Origin of the sequence: Nonomuraea cavernae, assembly GCF_014646355.1 — a bacterium.
GTDB classification, from domain to species: domain Bacteria; phylum Actinomycetota; class Actinomycetes; order Streptosporangiales; family Streptosporangiaceae; genus Nonomuraea; species Nonomuraea cavernae.
This window is the reverse complement of the sequence record NZ_BMNH01000001.1, coordinates 415647-437112: the sequence shown is the minus strand read 5'-3', so window position 1 is coordinate 437112 and position 21466 is coordinate 415647. Positions and strand designations below refer to the sequence as shown.

General features: G+C 70.2%; 19 protein-coding genes. 10 read left to right on the top strand and 9 right to left on the bottom strand.

Annotated elements, in window-relative coordinates:
• Window positions 1-408: 408 nt before the first annotated feature.
• Together IEY82_RS02020 and IEY82_RS02015 are read left to right on the top strand one after the other, a co-directional pair.
• A complete protein-coding gene (locus IEY82_RS02020) occupies window positions 409-2913 on the top strand; it encodes an ATP-dependent Clp protease ATP-binding subunit (protein WP_189122185.1) in 2505 nt (834 codons plus the stop codon).
• Window positions 2914-3247: 334 nt separating this feature from the next.
• Entirely contained in the window at window positions 3248-4180 is a 933-nt protein-coding gene (locus IEY82_RS02015; RefSeq protein WP_189122184.1) for a TIM barrel protein, read from the top strand.
• A gap of 48 nt (window positions 4181-4228) precedes the next feature.
• Here the strand turns inward: IEY82_RS02015 and IEY82_RS02010 are convergent, their stop codons facing one another.
• Window positions 4229-4699: a MarR family winged helix-turn-helix transcriptional regulator gene (locus IEY82_RS02010; RefSeq protein WP_189122183.1), complete on the bottom strand. Its 471-nt coding sequence runs from the start codon at window positions 4697-4699 to the stop codon at window positions 4229-4231.
• A 59-nt stretch (window positions 4700-4758) separates the two neighbouring features.
• On the opposite strand from IEY82_RS02010, the gene IEY82_RS02005 reads away from it, so the two are divergent.
• Window positions 4759-5175 carry a cupin domain-containing protein gene (locus IEY82_RS02005; protein WP_189122182.1) on the top strand — a complete coding sequence of 139 codons (417 nt, stop codon included), beginning with the start codon at window positions 4759-4761 and terminating at the stop codon, window positions 5173-5175.
• Here the strand turns inward: IEY82_RS02005 and IEY82_RS02000 are convergent.
• Entirely contained in the window at window positions 5169-6044 is an 876-nt protein-coding gene (locus tag IEY82_RS02000) for an HhH-GPD family protein (RefSeq protein ID WP_189122181.1), read from the bottom strand. The genes IEY82_RS02005 and IEY82_RS02000 overlap by 7 nt on opposite strands.
• A gap of 78 nt (window positions 6045-6122) precedes the next feature.
• Between IEY82_RS02000 and IEY82_RS01995 the strand changes: the two genes are divergently transcribed.
• The gene (locus IEY82_RS01995) at window positions 6123-6809 is read left to right on the top strand and encodes a hypothetical protein (RefSeq protein WP_189122180.1); all 687 of its coding nucleotides are present in this window, start codon (window positions 6123-6125) and stop codon (window positions 6807-6809) included.
• Window positions 6810-6820: 11 nt separating this feature from the next.
• Here the strand turns inward: IEY82_RS01995 and disA are convergent, their stop codons facing one another.
• The 6 genes from disA to IEY82_RS01965 all read right to left on the bottom strand — a co-directional run bounded on the left by disA (window position 6821) and on the right by IEY82_RS01965 (window position 13359).
• Complete coding sequence (gene disA, locus IEY82_RS01990; protein WP_189122179.1) at window positions 6821-7903, bottom strand: DNA integrity scanning diadenylate cyclase DisA; 1083 nt, start codon at window positions 7901-7903, stop codon at window positions 6821-6823.
• A 41-nt stretch (window positions 7904-7944) separates the two neighbouring features.
• The gene (gene radA, locus IEY82_RS01985; protein WP_189122178.1) at window positions 7945-9351 is read right to left on the bottom strand and encodes a DNA repair protein RadA; all 1407 of its coding nucleotides are present in this window, start codon (window positions 9349-9351) and stop codon (window positions 7945-7947) included.
• 57 nt (window positions 9352-9408) lie between these two features.
• Window positions 9409-11658 (bottom strand): M20/M25/M40 family metallo-hydrolase, encoded by a 2250-nt coding sequence (locus tag IEY82_RS01980; RefSeq protein ID WP_189122177.1) that lies wholly within the window; start codon window positions 11656-11658, stop codon window positions 9409-9411.
• 165 nt (window positions 11659-11823) lie between these two features.
• Window positions 11824-12129, bottom strand: coding sequence for a thioredoxin (gene trxA / locus IEY82_RS01975; RefSeq protein WP_189122176.1), 306 nt, complete (start codon window positions 12127-12129; stop codon window positions 11824-11826).
• Window positions 12126-12500 carry a MerR family transcriptional regulator gene (locus IEY82_RS01970; protein ID WP_189122175.1) on the bottom strand — a complete coding sequence of 125 codons (375 nt, stop codon included), beginning with the start codon at window positions 12498-12500 and terminating at the stop codon, window positions 12126-12128. The genes trxA and IEY82_RS01970 overlap by 4 nt, the downstream gene beginning before the upstream one ends.
• A 34-nt stretch (window positions 12501-12534) precedes the next feature.
• Window positions 12535-13359, bottom strand: coding sequence for a class I SAM-dependent methyltransferase (locus IEY82_RS01965; protein ID WP_189122174.1), 825 nt, complete (start codon window positions 13357-13359; stop codon window positions 12535-12537).
• Between the two features lie 56 nt (window positions 13360-13415).
• Between IEY82_RS01965 and IEY82_RS01960 the strand changes: the two genes are divergently transcribed.
• The 6 genes from IEY82_RS01960 to IEY82_RS01935 all read left to right on the top strand — a co-directional run bounded on the left by IEY82_RS01960 (window position 13416) and on the right by IEY82_RS01935 (window position 19436).
• On the top strand, window positions 13416-14225 hold the full coding sequence (locus IEY82_RS01960; protein WP_189122173.1) for a sugar phosphate isomerase/epimerase family protein: 810 nt from the start codon (window positions 13416-13418) through the stop codon (window positions 14223-14225).
• Window positions 14226-14253: 28 nt separating this feature from the next.
• Window positions 14254-14838 carry a TetR/AcrR family transcriptional regulator gene (locus IEY82_RS01955; RefSeq protein ID WP_189122172.1) on the top strand — a complete coding sequence of 195 codons (585 nt, stop codon included), beginning with the start codon at window positions 14254-14256 and terminating at the stop codon, window positions 14836-14838.
• A gap of 150 nt (window positions 14839-14988) precedes the next feature.
• Entirely contained in the window at window positions 14989-17112 is a 2124-nt protein-coding gene (locus IEY82_RS01950; RefSeq protein WP_189122171.1) for a (Fe-S)-binding protein, read from the top strand.
• A gap of 148 nt (window positions 17113-17260) precedes the next feature.
• The gene (locus IEY82_RS01945) at window positions 17261-18058 is read left to right on the top strand and encodes a hypothetical protein (RefSeq protein ID WP_189122170.1); all 798 of its coding nucleotides are present in this window, start codon (window positions 17261-17263) and stop codon (window positions 18056-18058) included.
• The gene (locus IEY82_RS01940) at window positions 18055-19125 is read left to right on the top strand and encodes a glycosyltransferase (protein ID WP_189122169.1); all 1071 of its coding nucleotides are present in this window, start codon (window positions 18055-18057) and stop codon (window positions 19123-19125) included. Before IEY82_RS01945 ends, IEY82_RS01940 begins: the two co-directional genes overlap by 4 nt.
• A 29-nt stretch (window positions 19126-19154) precedes the next feature.
• Window positions 19155-19436 (top strand): metal-sensitive transcriptional regulator, encoded by a 282-nt coding sequence (locus tag IEY82_RS01935; protein WP_189122168.1) that lies wholly within the window; start codon window positions 19155-19157, stop codon window positions 19434-19436.
• A 482-nt stretch (window positions 19437-19918) separates the two neighbouring features.
• On the opposite strand, the gene IEY82_RS01930 is transcribed toward IEY82_RS01935, so the two are convergent.
• A complete protein-coding gene (locus tag IEY82_RS01930) occupies window positions 19919-21325 on the bottom strand; it encodes a hypothetical protein (protein ID WP_372459671.1) in 1407 nt (468 codons plus the stop codon).
• Window positions 21326-21466: the final 141 nt, after the last annotated feature.

Genomic DNA, 21466 nt, shown 5'->3' with positions numbered 1-21466 from the left:
TCCGCGGATTTGCGTGTGGAGAGGGCGGCCGTCCCGGGCGGTTTGGCATGGTTTGAAGCGCGACATAGGATGTTTGCGTATGAGTCTCGGGCGCGACATCCGCGACGGCCTCCCCAGGCCCACTCGCTCCCGCGTCCGACGGCGATCCACGTCGATCCGCCCCCGCTGCGGCGGCCATTTCGAGCCGCTTCCCGCAGTCCCGCTAAACATCGTTCGCTTGCGGCGTATCGGGAACACGCCACCCCCGAACGGTAGTTGGATAGAGGGTGAACGCCCTGCTCTCGGGGAACGTCTCTGCTATAGAGCGTGTCAGCGGCAGTCGGCGCGGTTCGCCGAGCCAGGGCTAGCATGCGGGATGACGGGACCGGATTAACCGGCCTGACTGACCGCTCTGTGAGGAGCGACGAGATGTTCGAGAGGTTCACCGACCGAGCGAGGCGGGTTGTCGTCCTGGCCCAAGAAGAGGCCAGGATGCTCAACCACAACTACATCGGCACTGAGCACATTCTTCTTGGCTTGATCCATGAAGGTGAGGGCGTGGCCGCCAAGGCTCTGGAGAGCCTCGGCATCAGCCTTGAAGGAGTGCGCCAGCAGGTCGAGGAGATCATCGGCCAGGGCCAGTCGGCTCCGTCGGGGCACATTCCGTTCACCCCGCGGGCCAAGAAGGTTCTTGAGCTGTCGCTCCGTGAGGCTTTGCAGCTGGGTCACAACTACATCGGCACCGAGCACATCCTGCTCGGGCTCATCCGTGAGGGTGAGGGTGTGGCGGCGCAGGTGCTGGTCAAGCTTGGAGCAGATCTCAACCGTGTCAGGCAGCAGGTCATCCAGTTGCTCCACGGCTACCAGGGCAAGGAGCCGGCCGCCGCGGGCGGTCCGCAGGAGTCGGCCCCGTCGACCTCCCTGGTGCTCGACCAGTTCGGCCGCAACCTGACCCAGGCGGCCCGTGAGGGCAAGCTGGACCCGGTCATCGGCCGCGAGAAGGAGATCGAGCGGGTCATGCAGGTCCTCTCCCGGAGGACCAAGAACAACCCCGTTCTCATCGGCGAGCCCGGCGTCGGCAAGACCGCCGTCGTCGAGGGCCTGTCTCAGAAGATCGTCAGGGGCGAGGTGCCCGAGACGCTGAAGGACAAGCAGCTCTACACGCTTGACCTCGGCGCCCTGGTGGCCGGCTCCCGCTACCGCGGTGACTTCGAGGAGCGCCTGAAGAAGGTCCTCAAGGAGATCCGAACGCGCGGCGACATCATCCTGTTCATCGACGAGCTGCACACGCTCGTGGGTGCGGGCGCCGCCGAGGGCGCGATCGACGCCGCCAGCATCCTCAAGCCGATGCTGGCCCGTGGCGAGCTGCAGACCATCGGCGCCACCACTCTCGACGAGTACCGCAAGTACCTCGAGAAGGACGCCGCGCTGGAGCGCCGCTTCCAGCCGATCCAGGTGGCCGAGCCCTCGCTCAGCCACACGATCGAGATCCTCAAGGGTCTGCGCGACCGCTACGAGGCGCACCACCGCGTGTCCATCACCGATGGCGCGCTGGTCGCCGCCGCGCAGCTGGCCGACCGCTACATCAGCGACCGCTACCTTCCCGACAAGGCGATCGACCTCATCGACGAGGCCGGCTCCCGGATGCGTATCCGCCGGATGACCGCTCCGCCGGACCTGCGCGAGTACGACGAGAAGATCGCCAACGTCCGTCGCGACAAGGAGTCCGCGATCGACGCGCAGGACTTCGAGAAGGCGGCTGCCCTCCGCGATCAGGAGAAGCAGCTCCAGCTCAAGCGCGAGCGCCGGGAGAAGGAGTGGAAGGCCGGCGACATGGACGTCGTGGCCGAGGTCACCGAGGAGCTCATCGCCGAGGTCCTGGCGACGGCCACCGGCATCCCGGTCTTCAAGCTGACCGAGGAGGAGTCGCAGCGCCTGCTCCGCATGGAGGACGAGCTCCACAAGCGGATCATCGGCCAGGACGACGCCATCAAGGGCCTGTCGCGGTCCATCCGGCGCACCCGCGCCGGTCTGAAGGACCCGCGGCGTCCCGGCGGCTCGTTCATCTTCGCGGGGCCGTCCGGTGTCGGTAAGACCGAGCTGTCCAAGGCGCTGGCGGAGTTCCTCTTCGGTGACGAAGACGCTCTGATCAGCCTGGACATGTCCGAGTTCATGGAGAAGCACACCGTCTCCAGGCTGTTCGGCTCGCCTCCTGGCTACGTCGGCTACGAGGAGGGCGGCCAGCTCACCGAGAAGGTGCGGCGCAAGCCGTTCTCCGTGGTCCTGTTCGACGAGATCGAGAAGGCCCACCCCGACATCTTCAACTCGCTGCTGCAGATCCTGGAAGACGGTCGCCTGACCGACGCCCAGGGGCGCGTGGTCGACTTCAAGAACACGGTCATCATCATGACCACCAACCTCGGCACCCGGGACATCTCCAAGGGCATCGGGGTCGGGTTCGCGAAGTCCAACGACGCCGACTCCAACTACGACCGGATGAAGTCCAAGGTCCAGGAAGAGCTCAAGCAGCACTTCCGGCCCGAATTCCTCAACCGTGTCGACGACATCGTGGTCTTCCACCAGCTGACGCCGGCCGAGATCATCAAGATCGTGGATCTGATGCTCGCCCAGGTCGACGCCCGCCTGAAGGACCGCGACATGGGGCTCGACGTCTCGCCCGACGCCAAGCAGCTGCTGGCCGACCGCGGTTACGACCCGGTCATGGGCGCCCGCCCGCTGCGGCGCACCATCCAGCGCGAGCTGGAGGACTCGCTGTCGGAGAAGATCCTCTACGGCGAGCTCCGTCCGGGGCAGGTCGTCAAGGTCACCATCGAGGGCGAGGGCGACAACGCCAAGTTCGTCTTCGTCGGTGAGGACGCGGCCTCCCAGGTTCCCGACTCGGCCGCCGCGATCGCCGCGCCGATCCAGCACTGACAGCCGCCAGGCTCGTCGAAGCCCCCGTGTGAGTCATCACACGGGGGCTTTCGCGTACCCAGGACGCCTGGCCGGTGGTTGTTGCTGAATTGTTGGTCAGCGAGGTGTATCGCCACCACAAGTAGTACTACACTGCGTAGAGTACGTTCAGCCTGCTCCAAGTAAGCCACAAGATCGAATTCCTAGGCTGTCACTGCTCCCACGGGAGTAGTGAGCCGTCAACTCAGGGGGGACGCGTGTGCCCGCCCGGAGCAGGCATGCTCGGCAGGGCCCCCGTGTGATCCCTGAGGCGGGCGACGGGAACGATCTCGAATGCAAGCCGTGGAGGAAACCGATGCGCCTGCGTCACAACGACGGAACGCTCGTTCACCTCGCCTACAACGCAGGCGTCCACCCCGCTGAAGACCTGGAGAACTTGATCGCTCACCTCACCCGCTACGCCGTGCCGGTGCGCAAGAGGCTCGGCGTCGAGCGGATGGGCATCGGGCTGTGGCTCTCGTCCAGCGTGGCCGACCACCTCACGGCCGACCGCATCGAGCTCGTACGCCTGCGCCGCTCCCTGGAGGAGCGCGGCCTGGAGGTGGTGAGCCTCAACGGCACCGGCGGGCGCAACCAGGAAGTGCCGGGCCCCGACTGGGCCAAGCCCGAGCGCTACCGTTACACGATGGCGTTGGCCAAGATCCTGGCCTTTCTGCTGCCCGACGACGTACGGTTCGGCAGCATTTCCACGATACCGATCGGCTGGCGGCGCGACTGGCCCGCCGATCTTCACTCGATCGCCACGCGCCGCCTGGAGCGGCTGGCCAGAGAGCTGCGCGGCATCTACAGCGTGACCGGCAAGACCATCCGCGTCGGCTTCGAGCCGTGGCCCGGCTGTGTCCTGGAGACCACGGAGCAGGCGCTGGAGCGGGTCTGCGGCATCGACTCCGAGCATCTGGGCGTCGTTCTCGACGCCTGCCACCTGGCCGGCGGCGCCGAGGAGGCCGGTGAGGCGCTGCGCGGCCTGGCCGCCGCGGGCGCTCCCGTGGTCAAGCTGGGCCACGTCCACAGCCACGAGACGCCCGGCACGGGCGCTGTGCTGCACGACACGCTCACGGCCATGTTGTCGGGCGCGGTGAGCGGCACCGCGCACATCGAGGTCGAGACGCACAACCTGTCGGTCCCGGGCCGGGCCAAGGGGCCGGGCGCCCTGGTGTCCTTGCTGGCGGAGGAGCTCGACTGGGCTCGCAGCAACCTCACGGGTCTGGGTCTCCAGCTCGCCGCGTAGCGGCGCGTCCCTCGGCCCCGGCGGGTCTTCACTCGTGCGGTGCGGCCGTCACATGGTGCCGAACCAGCCGGGGGCGTCGAGGCGCCACAGGTCGGCCGGTGTCACCTTGCGGAGGTCGGACTCGAGTGCCTGGAGGCGGTCCTCGCCCAGCGTGGCGGACCACCGGGCGCGAAGGTCGTCGAAGATCTGGGCCGAGCGGGCCAGGGCGTCCATGCCGTAGGGGGTCAGGCGGACGATCTTCCGCCGGGTGTCTTCGGGGTCGCGCGTGCGCTCCACGTAACCGATGCGTTCGAGGGTTTCTATGGTCTTCCCGGCGGCCTGTTTGGTCACGCCGAGGGTGTGGCCGAGGTCCACCGCCGTCGTGCCCTGAGGGCCGATGGCCTGCATGACGAAGCCGTGCATGGGCCGGATGTCCGGGTGGCCCTGCCGTCCGAGCTCGGCGTGGAGCTCGTCGATGAGGCTCCGGAAGGCCAGAAGGAGACGGAGTGGCAGCTCGAAGCCCGGGGGGGCGCTTGACATGATAGACAACCTGGTTCACTATCTAGACAAATGTGTTGTCTATCTTAGAGGGGACAGTCATGGCTGTCATTCGTGACGCGCAGGCTCGCCGGATCGAGACGCCCAACGGGGTGATGACCACTCTCGCCTCGCCCACCCAGGGCGCGGCCGGGCAGGCCATGTGGCGGGTCGACGCCACGCCGGGCATGGCAGGGCCCGTGCACGCCTTCGACGGCGAGTCCGTGTGGACCTGGCTCGCCGGGGCGGGCACCGTGGACCTGGGCGGCGAGCGGTTCGAGCTGGCGGCGGGGGACACGATGGTGCTGCCCGCCCACGTGACGCGGCGCATGTTCGCCGACCCGGAGCATGGTTTCGCGGCGATCGTGACGGCGCCGGCCGGGATCCAGGTCTACAACCAGGAAGGGCTGGCGGCTCCGGGCGCCTGCGACCTCGTCCCCGAGGGGACCGTCCGGATGCCGCTCCCGTGGGCTCAGTGACCGGGTAGGCGGTAGGTGCCGTCGTCGAGGTGCTCGGCCAGGCCGTCGGCGATGAGGCCGTCCAGGGCGCGCTCGCGTTGCACGGCGTCGTCCCACACCGTGTCCAGCGCCGCCTTGGGCACCGGGCCGTGGGCGGCGCGCAGCACCGCCAGCAGGCGGCCGCGACACTGGCGGTCCGTGCCCGCGTAGGTCTGGCCCTTGCGGGCGGGGCCGGCGTGCGGTGGCTTTCCGGCCAGACGCCAGGCGCAGGTGTGGGCGATCGGGCAGTCGGCGCATCTCGGGCCGCGGGCCGTGCAGACCAGGGCGCCCAGCTCCATGACCGCGACGCCCCAGCGGGCGGCGCCCAGCTCGGGCAGAAGCGCCTCGGCCAGCCGGCGTTCGGCCGCGGACGTGGCCGTCGGTGGATACTCCTCGGCTCGCACCGCCCGCGCGAACACCCTGCGCACGTTCGTGTCGAGCACCGCGTGCCGGCCGCCGTACGCGAAGCTGGCGACCGCGGCGGCGGTGTATTCGCCGATGCCGGGCAGCGCCAGCAGCGTCGCGTGGTCCGCCGGGACCTCGCCGCCGTGATCATCGGTGATGGCCCGGGCGCACGCGTGCAACCGGAGCGCCCGGCGGGGGTAGCCGAGCCTGCCCCAGTGGCGGACGGCCTCACCGGACGGCTCGGCGGCCAGCGCCTTGGGCGTGGGCCAGCGGTCCATCCACTCGTGCCACACGGGCAGCACGCGGGCGACGGGCGTCTGCTGCAGCATGATCTCGCTGACCAGCACGCCCCAGGGCGTCGCCTCGGCGGCGCGCCACGGGAGATCCCGGGCGTTGGAGTCGTACCACTCCAGAATGGGTAGGTGCAGGAGGTTCGGCTCAACCACGCGCCCCAGCGTATGCCGAGATGGCCAACAGCGGCGTGTCGTCACCCTAAGTAGCCAACGAATTACCATGCTGTGCGTATGGATCCGGAAGCGATGCGTGGCGACGGCGGCGATGGAGACGGCGACGTCTATTGGCGACGGCGGATGAGCGTGCTCATCGCGGTCCTGGTAGTGGTGGCCGTGGTGGCGTGGGCGTGTTCCAGCGGGGCCGACGGGCCCGAGCGCACCTCCAACGCCGAGACCTCGCCGTCCGCCTCTCCGAGCACCGACCCCCTGCTGGCCGGGCTCCGCACCCTGGCGTTGGGCACGGCCACCCCGACGCCCAAGCCGAGCGTCACCAAGGCCACGCCGTCCGCCAAGCCGTCGCAACGGGCAGGACAGCCCTGCGCCGAAGGCGATCTGGTGCTCAGCCTGCAGGGCGAGCAGGAGGTCTACGGGGCCGGCGCCCGGCCCACCTTCCTCGTCACCGTGGTCAACACCGGGCCGGTGATGTGCAAGGCCGACGTCGGGCCGAGGGCGATGGAGATCCGCATCACCTCAGGTGACGATCGGATCTGGTCGACGGTCGACTGCGTCAGCGGGCCGGGCACCGACATGAAGGAGCTGCAGCGGGGCGTGCCCTACGTGCGCTCCATGGAGTGGGACCGCCGCCGTTCGAGCGAGACCTGCGGCACCCAGTCGTCGGAGGCGCTGCCGGGGACGTACGTGGCGGTGGTGCGGATGGGCGGGCTACGGAGCCCCAAGGGGGTCTTTCACCTGCGCTAGCCCGTGAGGGCTCAGACGTAGCGCTCGAGGATCGACGACTCGGCCAGGCGCGACAGACCCTCGCGGACGCTGCGGGCGCGGGACTCGCCGACGCCGCCGACCGCCTGCAGGTCGTCGATGCTGGCCGCGAGGAGCTTCTGCAGGCCGCCGAAATGGTTGACCAGGCGGTCGACGACCGTGGCGGGCAGGCGGGGGACCTTGGCCAGCAGGCGGAAACCGCGCGGGCTGACCGCGCTGTCGAGCGTCTCGCCGTCGTCGTGGCCGAGCACATGGGCGACCGCCGACAGGTCGAGGAGCTCACTGCCCGAGAGCTGGTCGAGATCGTGCATGGCCTCGGCGAACCGCCGGGTGCGCCGGCCCGTGGGCGACGGGAGATAGTCGCGCACCACCAGCTCGCGCTCGGAGTCGACGCCCGCCACCAGCTCGTCGAGCTGGAGCGAGAGCAGGCGGCCGTCGGTGCCCAGCTCGACCACGTAGCCCTTGATCTCGTCGTTGATGCGCCTGACCATCTCCAGCCGCTGCGCGACGGCCGCCACGTCGCGGACCGTGACCAGATCCTCGATCTCCAGGGCGGACAGCGTGCCCGAGACCTCGTCGAGGCGGTGTTTGTAGCGCTCAAGGGTGGCCAAAGCCTGGTTGGCCTTGGACAGGATGGCCGCCGACTCCTCCAGGACATAGCGGATGCCGTCGAGGTAGAGGGCGATGATGCGCATCGACTTGCTGATCGCGATGATCGGCAGGCCGGTCTGCCGGGCGACGCGCTGGGCGGTGCGGTGACGGGTGCCGGACTCGTCGGTGGGGATGGCCGGATCGGGCACCAGGTGCACCGCCGCCCGGATGATCTTGTGCTCGCCGTTGACCACGATCGCGCCGTCCATCTTGGCCAGCTCGCGTAGCCGGGTCGCCGAGAAGTCGACCTCGAGCTCGAATCCGCCGCTGCACACCTGCTCGACCACGCTGTTGTAGCCGAGCACGATCAGCCCACCGGTCTGCCCGCGAAGGATCCGCTCGAGCCCGTCGCGCAGTGGTGTGCCCGGAGCAACCGAAGCAAGGGCTATGCGACGACGGTCGTCGAGACTCCTGTCGTTTGCCACCTGACCCCCGTGTCCGATTAGTCAAGGCCAGCTTAGCCGTGCTATGTGACGTGTGTGAGCGCGTCCCAGACGTTCTCCGCCTCCACGACCTCGAAGCCGGGGGCGAAGGCGACCGGCCCCACCGGCACGAGGCTGCGCCCGCCGCCGCGCTTGCGGGTGCTCTCGTCGAGCGAACCGGCGGGCACCAGCGCGCGTTTGAAGCCGAGCCGTGCGGCCTCGGCGAGCCTCCGCCGCACGTCCTTGACCGGTCGCAGCTCGCCCGCCAGCCCGACCTCGCCGAGCGCGACCAGCCCTGCGGGCAACGGCTTGTCGCCCGCGGCGCTCGCCACGGCCAGCATCACCGACAGGTCGATGGCGGGGTCGGCCAGCTTGATGCCGCCGACGGTCGCGGTGAACACGTCGCAGCCGCCGAGCTTGGCGTTGAGCCGGCGCTCCAGCACCGCGAGGATCATCTGGACCCGGTAGGTGTCGAGCCCGGAGGAGGAGCGCCTGGGCTGCTGGGCCTCGGTGCGGGCGACCAGGGCCTGCACCTCGGCGGGCAGCGGCCGGGTGCCCTCGACGGTCACGGTCACACAGGTGCCGGGCACCGGCTCGCTGCGCCGCGAGACGAACAGGCCGCTCGGGTCGGTGATGCCCTCGATGCCGCGCTCGTGCAGGTCGAAGCAGCCGACCTCGTCGATGGGGCCGAACCGGTTTTTGATCGCGCGGACCATGCGGAGCCGGGAGTGCCGGTCGCCCTCGAAGCTGAGCACGACGTCGACCAGATGCTCAAGTGTGCGCGGGCCGGCGATCGAGCCCTCCTTGGTGACATGGCCCACCAGGACGGTCGCCATGTTGCGCTCCTTGGCCAGCCGCACCAGGTTGGCCGCGACCTCGCGCACCTGGGTGACCCCGCCCGGCACGCCGGTGGCCTGCGCGGAGCCGATCGTCTGCACCGAGTCGACGACGAGCAATCTGGGCTGGACCTTCTCCACGTGGGTGATCAGGGCCGACAGCTCGGTCTCGGCCGCGAGGTAGAGATCGCGCTCGATCGCGCCGATGCGGTCGGCGCGCAGCCGCACCTGGGCGGCCGACTCCTCGCCCGTGATGTAGAGGACGGTGTCGCGCTCGGCGATGCGGGCGGCGGCCTCCAGCAGCAGCGTCGACTTGCCGATGCCCGGCTCGCCCGCCAGCAGCACCACCGCGCCGGGCACCAGGCCGCCGCCCAGCACGCGGTCGAGCTCGGCCACGCCTGTCGTGCGGGCGGTCGCCACCTCGGCCTTGACCTGCCCGATCGGCATGGCGGGAGCGGTCGTGGCGCCCGCCTGGACGACGTGCGCGCCGGCTCGCGCGCCCTCCTCGTCGACCGTGCCCCACGCCTGGCACTCGCCGCACCGGCCCACCCATTTGGTGGTGCGCCACCCGCACTCGGCACAGCGGTAACCGGGCTTCTGCGCTGACTTGGCCATGCGGTGCAGGCTAGCGGGCACCGCCGACAATCTTCGACCACCCCGTCGTGCCGTCGCTCAAAACGTGTACGTCCGGAAGGCGGTCGTCTGCGGCGCCAGGTACGCGGTGTGCGGCTGAGCGGTGAAGCCCGGGACCACCGAAAGATCGTGGCCGCGGGTGAAGACGCGGACCTGGGTCTTGGCCGGCGGCAGCACCAGCGTGACCTCCAGCGACCCGGCGGGGACGTGATAGGCGAAGCCGCTCCGGCTGCCCAGCTCTCTCCCGTCCACCGTGATGGGCACCGGCTCCGCCAGCCTGAGGCCGGTGGCCGGAGCGCCTGCTCCAGGCGTCAGCCTGAGCGTGAGGGTGCGGCGGTCACCGGACGTCTCGTCCTTCAGCACGTCCACCGAGGGCGCCCGTAACCGGGTGGACGCCTGGGCCGGAGTGGTGGCCCAGCCTCCGTCGTCGAAGAACTTCTCACTTTCCGCGCTCTGTTCCGCGGAGCGGGCCCCCCAGACGGCCGTGCCGGTCGCCGTGTCCATGGCGTAGGCGACGCGCGTCTGGCGGGGATGCTCGGCGTCGAAGCGGTCGACGGCCAGGCCCGCCCCCAGCAGCGCCACGGCCGCGACCAGGCCGGTCACCGGCACCAGGACGGCCCGGCGACGCGCGGACGGTCGTGACCCCGCCAGTGGCGGCAGGGGCGTCGGGCGGTGTGCGGACGGTGGTGACCCGGCCGGTGGCGGCAGGGGCGTCTGACGGTGTGCGGACGGTGGTGACCCGGCCAGCGCCAGCAGGAGCAGCGCCAGGAGGGCGAGGTGCGGAGCGGACAACATGCCGCCGATCCGGAGGCCCACGTCGAGCGAGCCCAGTGCGGTGCCGCCGAGCAGCACGGTGGCCGGAGCCAGCCCGACCGTGAGCGCGAGGACGGGCCATCGCACGCGCAGCGAGACCAGCCAGCCGAGCGCGACGAACAGCGCGGACCAGGCCAGGGTGTGGGACCCGCCAGGCAAGGCGGCTGCGGAGGCCGCGCCCAGTAGGGCCACGAGCAGCACCGCGCCGGCCGCGAGCTCGACGGGCCGCCCGAGCAGCCGCCAGGCCGCCACGATCGTCGCCGTGAACACCAGCAGTGCGACCTGGTAGAGCCACGGCCGATAGGGGTCGCCGGTGAGCAGCTCGGTGTATTCGGGTCTGATCAGCCCGAGTAACGGCATGATCGCGTAGCCGGCGGCGCCGGCGGCCAGCACCGGCAGCAGGGCCAGCCCGGTGGCCGCGGCCAGGCGGGGCAGGGTGAGCAGCGCCCGCCGGCGCAGCGCCCACACCAGCGCGCCGGCCGCCACCAGCGCGCCCAGCGCGACGGGCAGCTCCAGCCAGGCCGGATAGCGTACGAACAGGCCGGGCACGGTGAAGTAGACGGACTCTCCGGCGGATCGGAGCGTCGCCAGGTCGGCCCCGCCGAGCGCGCGGGTCAGGGCGAGGGCGTTGTCGCCCATCTGCTGCAGGCTGCCCAGGTCGAGGTGGGCCGGGTCGTCGAGGGGCGTGTGATAGTAGGCCCCGCCGCCCAGGAAGGCCGAATCGAGGCCCATCCAGCCGGCCTCGTCGAACACGTGGTAGTCGGTGTTGTTGGGCAGCAGCGCCAGCAGCGCGGCGAAGGCCGAGTCGGCCGACGGATGGGGCGCGGCCGAGCCGTAGACCTCGACGGCGCCGGGCGAGCCGCGGAACATCTGCACGGTGCCGCGCACCCCGCGGGCCTCGTTGTTGAGCACCACGGTCGTGCCCTTGGCCAGGGCGTCGTGCCTGATGAAGGCGTCGGCGCCGAGCAGGCCGAGCTCCTCGCCGTCGGTGATGAGGAAGATGACGTCGTTGCGCAGCGGCCCGGGCAGCGCCCTGGCGACCTCCAGCATGGTGGCCACGCCCGCGCCGTCGTCGGAGGCCCCGGGGCCCGCGGCCACCGAATCGTAGTGGGCGGCCAGGACCACCCGGCCGGTCGGATCGGTGCCGGGCCGGACGGCGACGATGTTGCGCATCCGGCCCATCGACGTCACGCCGTCGTGGTCGAGGGGCAGCACTCCCACTTCTTCCTGGACCCTGGTCTCCAGGCCGAGCGCGCGCAGCCGGGAGACCAGATGTTCGCGGACGCGGTCGTGCTCGGTGGAGCCGGGCGGATGGGGAGCCTGGGCGATGGCCTCGACATGCTCGAAGGCCCGGGTGGCGCTGAAGGAGCCGGCGGGGGCGCCGGCCGGGCTGGGGTTGGGGGGCGCGAGGTCGAGCATGGTGACCGCGAGCAACGCCGCGAGCGCCGCGAGCCCGATGAGAACGTTGCGGGTCATGGGCACCACGTTAGGCGGCCGGATACCGCCTGTGATCAGCCCCGAGCATGATCTTCGGGTCAGCCCAAGGGACTACGCCGACGGACTGCGAGCCTCGGACTGCGCCGACGGACTGCGAGCCTCGGACTGCGCCGACGGACTGCGCCGACGGACTGCGCCGAGGGACTACGCCAGGCCGAGCTCGGCGACCAGCATGCGCTTGGGCCTGGCGCCCACGACCTGCTTGACCGGCTCGCCGTTCTCGAACAACACCAGTGTGGGCAGGCTCATGACGCCGTAGCGCGCCATGAGCTCGGGGTGCTCGTCGGTGTTGACCTTGCCGACGGCCAGGCCGAGCTCGGTCTCGATCTCGGCGAGCACCGGGGCGACCATGCGGCACGGCGGGCACCACTCGGCCCAGAAGTCGACGAGCACCGGCTCTTCGCTCCCGAGGACCCGCTCCGTGAAGTTCTCCGTGGTCAACGTGATCATGTCTCTCCCTTGAGTACGCAACCTGGACAGGATTCGGCCAGTTGGGCGGCCACTTCCGCGCGACGGGCGAGCAGGACGCGGATCTCGTCGTCGATCTGGGCCAGCTTGCGCCGGTAGACCGCGACGGACTCGCGGCAGGACCCGCCCGTCGTGTTGCCCGCGCGCAGGCAGTCGACGAACGGCCGGGTGTCCTCGAGCGTGAAGCCCACGGACAGCAGTGCCCGGATCTCGTCCACCAGCCTGACGTCGTCCTCGGTGTACTGCCGGTAGCCGTTGGCCCCCCGCCGGGTCGTCAGCAGGCCGTGCTGCTCGTAGTAGCGGAGGGAACGGCTGCTCACCCCGGTCCGCCGGGCCAGCTCTCCGATGCGCATGCGGCCACGGTAATCCTTGACACCGACGTCAGGGTCAAGCCGGGAAGTGGCGCCAGCGCAGCACGTTGGGGTAGGCGAGCTCCAGGCCGGGCGTCTCGGCGATCGCCTCCTCGGCCACCCGCGGAGCGAACTCGATGCGCAGCACCGCCTCCAGGTCGGCCCTGCGTTCGAAGACCATGCGCAGGTCGAGCGGCTGCCGCTGCCAGCCCTGTCGCAGCCAGAAGTCCTCCACCCGCTGCGCGGAGTAGGTGGGCACGGTACGCGAGAACCACCGTCCGAACGGTCCGCGCCCGGCGTCGAGGTCGATGACGAACGCCGTGCCGCCTCGGCGCAGCACCCGGGCCAGCTCGCGCAGGCCGGGCTCGCAGCCGGGGCCGAAGAAGTAGGCCCAGCGGGCGACCGCGACGTCCACGGAGGAGTCGGGCAGCGGGAGATCCTGCGCCGTGCCGGCGTGCACGGTGACGTTGGCCAGCCGGGCGCACCGGCGGCGGGCCAGCGCGACCAGGTCGCCGTGCGGCTCGACCCCGATCACCCGCGCCGCGCCCATGATGTCCCCGGGCACGCTCGCCGCGCCCGCGGCGACTTCCGCCATGCCCGCCGCGCCCGTGGCGACCCCGGGCACGCTCGCCGCGCCCCTGGCGACCCCGGGCACGCTCGCCGCGCCCGTGGCGAGGCCGGGCAGGTGGTAGCCGGTGCCGCAGCCGATGTCGAGCACCGTGGCGCCGGCCCACGGACGCAGCGCCCACATGGCCGCGTTGGCCGCGCCGTCCGGATCGACGGCGCGATTCTCCAGCTCGTAGACCTGCGGAGAGTGCCAGATGTTGGGGCTCGGGATGGCGCCCTTGGCGATCCGGGACATGCCTCAACCGTAGGGGCTCGCGCGCCAGAACGGCTTCACCGGCTTAGGCTGGCAACGTGGCTGACGTCATCCGTGTGCCCAATGCGAAGATCGCATTGTCCACCGCTTCGGTATATCCAGAGCGCACTCCCGACGCGTTCGAGCTGGCCGCGCGCCTGGGCTACGACGGTGTCGAGATCATGGTCGGCGCCGACCCCGTGAGCCAGGACATCGACGTGATCGAGCGGCTCTCGGATCACTACGAGATCCCGGTCCTGGCCATCCACGCGCCGTGTCTGCTCGTCACGCAGCGGGTGTGGGGGCGTGACCCGTGGGCCAAGCTGGTCAAGGCCCGGCAGGCGGCCGAGCGGCTCGGCGCCTCGACGGTCGTGGTGCATCCGCCGTTCCGCTGGCAGCGCGACTACGCGCGCGACTTCGAGACCGGGCTGGCCCGCATGCGCGACGAGACCGACGTCACGTTCGCGGTGGAGAACATGTTCCCGCTGCGCGCCAGGGGCAACGACGTGGTGCCCTACTCGCCCGACTGGAACCCGCTCGACTACGACTTCCCCCAGGTCACGCTCGACCTCTCGCACACCGCCGTGTCGGGCTCCGACGCGATGGAGCTGGCCACCAAGCTCGGCGACCGGCTGGCCCACCTCCACCTGGCCGACGGCCTCGGCGTGACCAACAAGGACGAGCACCTGGTGCCCGGCCGCGGCAACCAGCCGTGCGCGCCGATGCTGGAACGGCTGGCGCGCTCCGGTTACGGCGGGCTGGTCGTCCTGGAGGTCAACACCCGCAAGGCGACCAGCCGCACCGAGCGCATCGACGATCTCGCCGAGGGGCTGGCGTTCGCCCGGCTCCACCTGGCGGCGTCCACATGAGCGCCGGCCCGGTGCGCGGAGTGTGGCTGTGAGCACCATCAAGCGGCGTCCCGGCCGCCGGCCCGGTTCGGCCGACACCCGCGGCGAGATTCTGGCGGCGGCCAGGCGGGTCTTCGCCGAGATGGGGTTCGACAAGGCCACGGTGCGGGGCATCGCCAGGGAGGCCCAGGTCGACCCCGCTCTCGTGCACCACTATTTCGACACCAAGGAGGGCATCTTCGCGGAGGCTCTGCGCCTGCCGCTCAACCCCGAACTCGTCGTGTCGACGCTGCTGGAGGGCCCGCGCGAAGGCATCGGAGAGCGGTTGGTACGGTTGATCCTGAAAGTGACGGCGGTCCCCGAGACCCGGGAGCCGATGCTCGCCCTGATCCGTTCGGCCATGACGCATGACCATGCCGCGTCGATGTTCAGGGACTTCGTCACCAATGCCCTCCTCTACCGGGTCGCGGACGCGCTCGGCGTTCCCCACCTGCGGATCGAGGCCGCGTTCAGCCAGATGTTCGGCGTGCTGATGGCTCGTTACGTGCTCAAACTCGAACCGATGGCCGGCGCCGACCCGGAGGAACTCGTCGAACTGCTGGCTCCGACCATCCAGCGCTACTTCACCGAGTAGAGCATTGTTCTAGAATAGGTCCTGGCCATAGGGTAAGGTCGCGTAACCTCGGCGATGTTACCGATAGGTAGGATTTAGAGGACACCTGGTCATTACGTGGATGACCGGCGACCGTACGCTGGCAGCCAACGTCGTCTGTGGGAGGACCCCGTGCTCTGGGTAGCCATCATCGGGCTCGTCATGACCGTCCTGGCGGTGGCCGTCGCGGGCCGCAGGGCGATCTTCCTCTTCAAGCTCGCGACGGTGGGCCCACCCGCGCCCGAGCGCATCGAGTACGCCAAGGACAACGCGGGTGCCGAGCTCAAGGCGCAACTCGTCGAGGTGTTCGGGCAGAAGAAGCTGCTCAAGTGGACACCGTCCGGCGTCGCGCACTTCTTCGTCATGTGGGCGTTCTTCATCCTGCTGACCGTCTACATCGAGGCCTACGGCGCGATCATTCAGGGCGCGATCACCGGCAGCCCCGACTTCCACATCCCGCTCGTCGGGACCTGGCCGATCCTCGGCTTCCTGCAGGACTTCATCGCCGTGGCCTGTCTTCTGGGCCTGGTCGCGTTCGCCGCCATCCGGATCAAGAACTCACCCAAGACGCTGGGCCGCAAGTCGCGCTTCTCCGGCTCCCATCTCGGCGGCGCGTGGCTCGTGCTGTTCATGATCTTCAACATCATCTGGACGCTCTTCCTGGCGCGCGGCGCGGCGTCGGCCAACGGCAACCTGCCCTACTCGGCGGGCGCCTTCGTGTCGATCCCGCTGGGCGAGGTGCTGCCGCGGAGCACCCTGCTGGAGGAGATCGCGCTGCTCCTGCACATCGGCTTCATGCTGGTGTTCCTGGTCATCGTGGTGCACTCCAAGCACCTGCACATCTTCACCGCGCCGCTGAACGTGCTCTTCTCGCGCCGCCCCGACGGCCTCGGGGCCGCCTCCGAGCTGCGCATCGACGGCAAGGCCGTCAACTTCGAGGACGAGGACCTCGACCCCGAACGGCTGGGCCGCGGCAAGATCGCCGACACCACCTGGAAGGGCTTCCTCGACTTCTACTCGTGCACCGAGTGCGGTCGCTGCCAGTCGCAGTGCCCGGCCTGGAACACCGACAAGCCGCTGTCGCCGAAGATGCTCATCCTCGACCAGCGTGACCACGCGTTCAAGGTGGCCCCGTACCTGATGGCGGCGGCCAACGGCGGCTCGACGGCCGAGGCCAACCCGCACGCCGACACCGACGTGCTGGCCCTCCTGGAGAAGCCGCTGGTCGGCGAGGAGGGCGTGATCCACCCCGACGTGCTCTGGGCGTGCACCAACTGCGGCGCCTGCGTCGAGCAGTGCCCGGTGGACATCGAGCACATCGACCACATCCTCGACATGCGCCGCTACCAGGTGATGGTGGAGTCGTCGTTCCCGTCCGAGGCGGGCGTGATGGTGAAGAACCTGGAGAACAAGGGCAACCCGTGGGGCATGTCCGAGATGAAGCGGGCCGACTGGATCGAGGAGCTGGACTTCGAGGTCGAGGTCGTCGACGAGAGGATGCCCGAGGACACCGAGTACCTCTTCTGGGTCGGCTGCGCCGGGGCCCTGGAGGACCGGGCGAAGAAGACCACCAAGGCCGTCGCGGAGCTGCTGCACATCGCGGGCGTGAAGTTCGCGGTGCTCGGCCCGATGGAGGCGTGCACCGGTGACCCGGCCCGCCGGCTCGGCATGGAGTACCTGTTCAACATGCTGGCCCAGCAGAACATCGAGACGCTGAACGAGGCCGGCGTCAAGAAGATCGTCGCGACCTGCCCCCACTGCTTCAACACGCTGGCCAACGAGTATCCACAGCTCGGCGGCACGTACGAGGTCGTCCACCACACGCAGCTGCTGGCCAAGCTGGTCGACGAGGGGCTGCTCACCCCGATCACGCCGATCGAGGAGAAGATCACCTACCACGACCCGTGCTTCCTCGGCCGCCACAACAAGGTCTACTCCCAGCCTCGCGACATCATGTCGAAGGTGCCGGGCGTGCAGACCCAGGAGATGCACCGCCACAAGGATCGCGGCTTCTGCTGCGGCGCCGGCGGCGCCCGCATGTGGATGGAGGAGCGCATCGGCAAGCGCATCAACACCGAGCGCGTCGACGAGGCCCTCACCACCGATCCCGACACCGTTTCCACCGCCTGTCCCTTCTGCATGGTGATGCTCGGCGACGCCATCAACGAGAAGAAGAACAACGGCGAGGCGAAGGAGTCGCTGGAGGTTGTGGACGTCGCACAGCTCTTGATCAAATCGGTTAAAAGCGCATCTTGACCGGATAAAGTCGGACTCCTCCATGGTTTCTGTGGGGGAGTTCCGCCTGTCAGGAGCGCTTCTCGCCGGAAATCTGCCATCCACATAACGGGAAAATCACGGTAACCTCAACGTCGCATGGCTTCATTCGACGGGGAGGGGGCTCGCGATGCGCGTCGTCGTCACAGACGCGGAAGTCACGCTCGCGGACGTGCTCTCCCTGCGACTCGCCATCGAGGAGCCGTTGGTGGACGGCACGGAGCTGGTGCTCCGGCACCGCACGACGGGGGTCGAACGCGGGGTGCTGCTCGGCACGCCGGGCGCCAGGGCCAGCGACGCCACGCTGGCCGTCTCACTGGCGCCGCTCGTGCTCACCGCCGGGCGCTGGGACGCCTACCTGCGTCACGACGGCAAGCGCACGCGGCTGCGCAGCGTCGACCCGGGCTTCTCGCTCGACCACCTCGACACCTACGCGCTGTGCAGGCGCACCCTGGCCTACCGGTCCTACCGGACCCGCAACGGATTCCTGGCCCTGAAGATCGACGATGCCTCGCCGGCCGCCGAGGTGCGCGCGATCTGGTTCCGCGAAGGCCGCTTCGAGGTGACCGGCGTGCTCGCCTTCACCGGGCTGGAGGACGACGACTGCCGCCACGAGGCTCGCCTGGCGCTGCACCGCAGGCAGTCCGAGGACTTCATGACGCGCACCTCCGCGACCGTGCAGGGAGTCCGGTTCCATGCCGCGTTCTCGCTGGTCGACGTGCTCGCGGCCGACCCCGACGGGGCCGGCACCTGGGAGCCGTCGCTGAAGGTCGAGGGCGTCCCGACGGCGATGAAGCTCGGCTCGCGCCTCGACGACGTCGACGGCAAACGCCGCCGCCTGCACTACCCGTCGGCCCGCATCGACGGAGTGCCGATCCGCCCCTGCTACACCGCCGACGACGAGCTGCGGATCGAGGTGGGCGGGTGAAGATCACCCTCGTCCTCGCCTCCGCGTACGGCATGCGCGGCGACGTGCGCTCCACCCTCAACCTGGCCAACGCGCTGGCGGAGCGGAACGAGGTCGAGGTGATCAGCGTCCGGCGGCCGAAGGAGAAACCGTTCTTCCCCGTCGCGTCCGGAGTGACGATGCGCTCGGTGATCGACGCCCGGCCGGGGAGCAGGCGGTTGTTCCCGCGTGGCCAGGTGCGGGCCGAGGTCGCGCTGTGGCGACTGCTCCGCGGCCTCAGGTCCGACGTGATCATCACGACCCGGCCCGGTCTCGGCGTCCAGGTGGCCAAGCACGCGCCGCGCGGCATCCTCAAGATCGCCCGTGAGTGGAGCCGGCCCACCGTTCCCGGCCCGGTGCAGCGGTTCTACCCACGGCTCGACGCGGTCGTCACCGCTACCGAGACGGCCGAGGCGGAGTGGTCCGAGCTGCTGGAGGACGAGGGGCCGGTCGTGCACACCGTGGCCGACGCGCTGGCCCACGGGCCGTGGCCGCGTTCGCGGATGGACAACCGCATCGTGGCGGCGGGCGGCCGGTGGGTGCCCGTCAAGGGGTACGACCGGCTGATCAGGTCGTTCGCCGTCGTCGCGGACAAGCGGCCCGACTGGCGGCTCCGGCTCTACGGCGGCGGGCCCGAGGAGAGGCGGCTGCGTGCCCTGGTGCGCGAGCTCGACCTGCACAACCACGTCTACTTCATGGGCACCACGCCCGACCTGCCCGGTGAGTTCGCCAAGGCGTCGATCGTGGCCAACACCTCGCACACCGGCGACCTGGGCATGACCGTGCTGGAGGCGATGGGCTGCGGGGTGCCCGTGGTGGCGGTCGAGGGCGCCAGAGGGCCGATGGAGTTCGTGGCGACCGGCTACAACGGCGTGCTGGTGCCCGAGGTCGAGGACGAGCTGGAGCTGTTCGCCGCGGCGTTGCTGGCGCTGATCGACGACGAGCGCAGGCGGCGTTCGCTGGCAGCGGGGGCGCTGGAGACGGCGGTCCGCCATTCGGCCGACGAGATGGCCAGGCAGTGGGAGACGCTGATTTCCGGCCTCCGCTGAGAGATACCTGATACGGGTATCGTGGAGGTATGCATGGGTACAGCGGAGACAAGCAGGCCTATCTGACCCGGCTGAGGCGGATCGAGGGGCAGATCAGAGGTCTGCAGCGGATGGTCGATGACGACTCCTACTGCATCGACGTGCTCACGCAGGTCTCCGCGGCGACGCGGGCGCTGCAGGCGGTGGCGCTCGGGCTGCTGGAGGATCACATCTCCCACTGCGTGGCCGACGCGATCAACACCGGCGGGCCCGAGGCCGAGGCGAAGGTCAAGGAGGCGTCGGCCGCGATCGCGCGTCTCGTCCGTTCGTAGGAGATCGGCGGCTTGACTGACTAGTCATATTGTGGGAAGCGGCACACCCCCCAAAATGACTGTCCCGGACCCCTGAGGAGCCCGGGACTAGGTCCAGTGATGGTCCTTCAGCGGCTCGCCGAAGTCCGCAATCCGAGCGCGTCGTCGAGCTCGTCCAAGGTCAGCCGCCGCTCACTGACTGCGACGGCGGTAAGCACCTCGGCGTAGAGCGCAATCTCGTCCAACGCGACACGGTCGTGGACCCGAGAGTCCAGGTCATCGTGCCCCACCGCGTCGTCCTTCCTTCCGCAGCCCACACCCTCTACGAGGTTACGGCTGAGGCCCTTCCGGCGACATGGCCCATCGGAGTCATTCCTTTCGGCGCCACTCCGGTCCCTCCAGGATCGTTTCCGGAAACCGAGATCACAATTCAGCGAATTATCTGTTGCCTGAAGTGGCGACACGATACGGGACGGGTAAGAGTTAATACCGGTATTAGTGGGTTAAGAGGGAACATCATCGCGTTCGTGGGCGACCCGCCGCACGAGCGCCGACTGGCCGGCGAACCCGCGCTCCGGCACCCTGGCCCCGCTCACCCTCGCCCACGCCAGCCCGACGGCGTACGCGGATCCCAGCACCGCCGCCGCGCTCACCCGGTCGGGCGGCTCGATCTCGAACCCCGACACCACGTGATGACCCGGTGCCCGGGCGGGCACATGCCACCCCTCGCCCTCCCGCGCCACCTGCCCGTGACGCTCGTGCGGGCCGGCGGGCAACGGCTGGGCCGGCCCCAGCACCGGGAACCCGTCGGGCTCCGTCGACTCGGCGGCCGAGGTGCCGGTGAGACCCGCGCGGGCCAGCTCGCCGTAGGCCCGTCTGAGCCGATGGTCGAGCCGGCCGGGCAGCATGCCCCTGGAGTCGGACAGATCGGCCAGCAGCGTCGCCGCCGCGTGGGCCGGATCGCCGGTGAAGGCGAGCGCCTCGGACAGCTCGTAGACGGTGTGGCAGAAGTGCGCCGAGGGATCGGTCTCCGCCAGCACCGCCCTGGACAGCCGGGCGGGGCAGCGTTCCAGCCACGCCCGGCGTACGGTCTCGTCGTCGCGCAGCGCCGCGCGGTCGTCGAGGCCCGGCCGGTCGAGGGCGGGCTCGACCATCGTGAGCAGGGCGAGCGCGCGCGGCCGGAAGCGGGGGTCGGCGAGCAGGACCTGGGCCGTGTCGGCCATCACGGCCGTCAGGCGGAGCGCCTCGCGCGAACGGCCCGAGCGCACCCGCTCGGCGACGAGCGCGACGAGGTCGAGCAGCGGCGGCGCGGGCAGCCAGCGCACCCACTCGTCACCCGGCAGCGGCCGCCGCAGGTACTCGCCGAAGATCGTGATCAGCCCCTCGTTGCCGTCGAAGGCGGGCGCGTAGGCGCACCACATCACCGTCCCCCAGACGGCGGCGACCGTCCCGGGCACGTCGGACGCGAAGATCTCGCCGAAGGCGGTCAGCGGGAAGTCGTGCTCGGACCTGCGGCCACTGGCCCGCAGCAGCACCCGGACCTGGTCGGTCAGCGCCGCCGGCACGTCGGGGCCGATGAACGCCTGCGTGGAGCCGGGCTCGGCGGCGAAGTCGGGGCCTTGGGGGATCACCCGGGAGGGCAGCGCCGCGGCGGCGTGGCCGACCCGCCGGGCCCGCCCGCCTTTCGGCGGCGGGGACAGGTGCCAGCGGCCGTCTGCCGGGTCGTGCAGGTGCCACCGCGCGTGCGCGCCGAACAGCCACCGGTCGCCGTCGGGTGTGCCGAGGCCGCGCGCGGCGATCGCGCGGGCGCGCGCCGGCGCCGGAAGAGTGGCCCAGCGATGGTCGGCGACCATCGCCCGGACCTCGGCCTCCGCCGCGGCGAACGCGTCCCAGGTGCGCACGGCGGCCATCGTACTGTCCGGGTTAGGAAATCAGCAGTGACCATGACACGGCAGAATGTCCACTATGAGGGCGAAGATGGCAGCAATCGTGTCGGTCGCGGGCATGCTCGCCGGTTGCGGGACAGCGACGTCGGCGCAACCTTCGCCCAC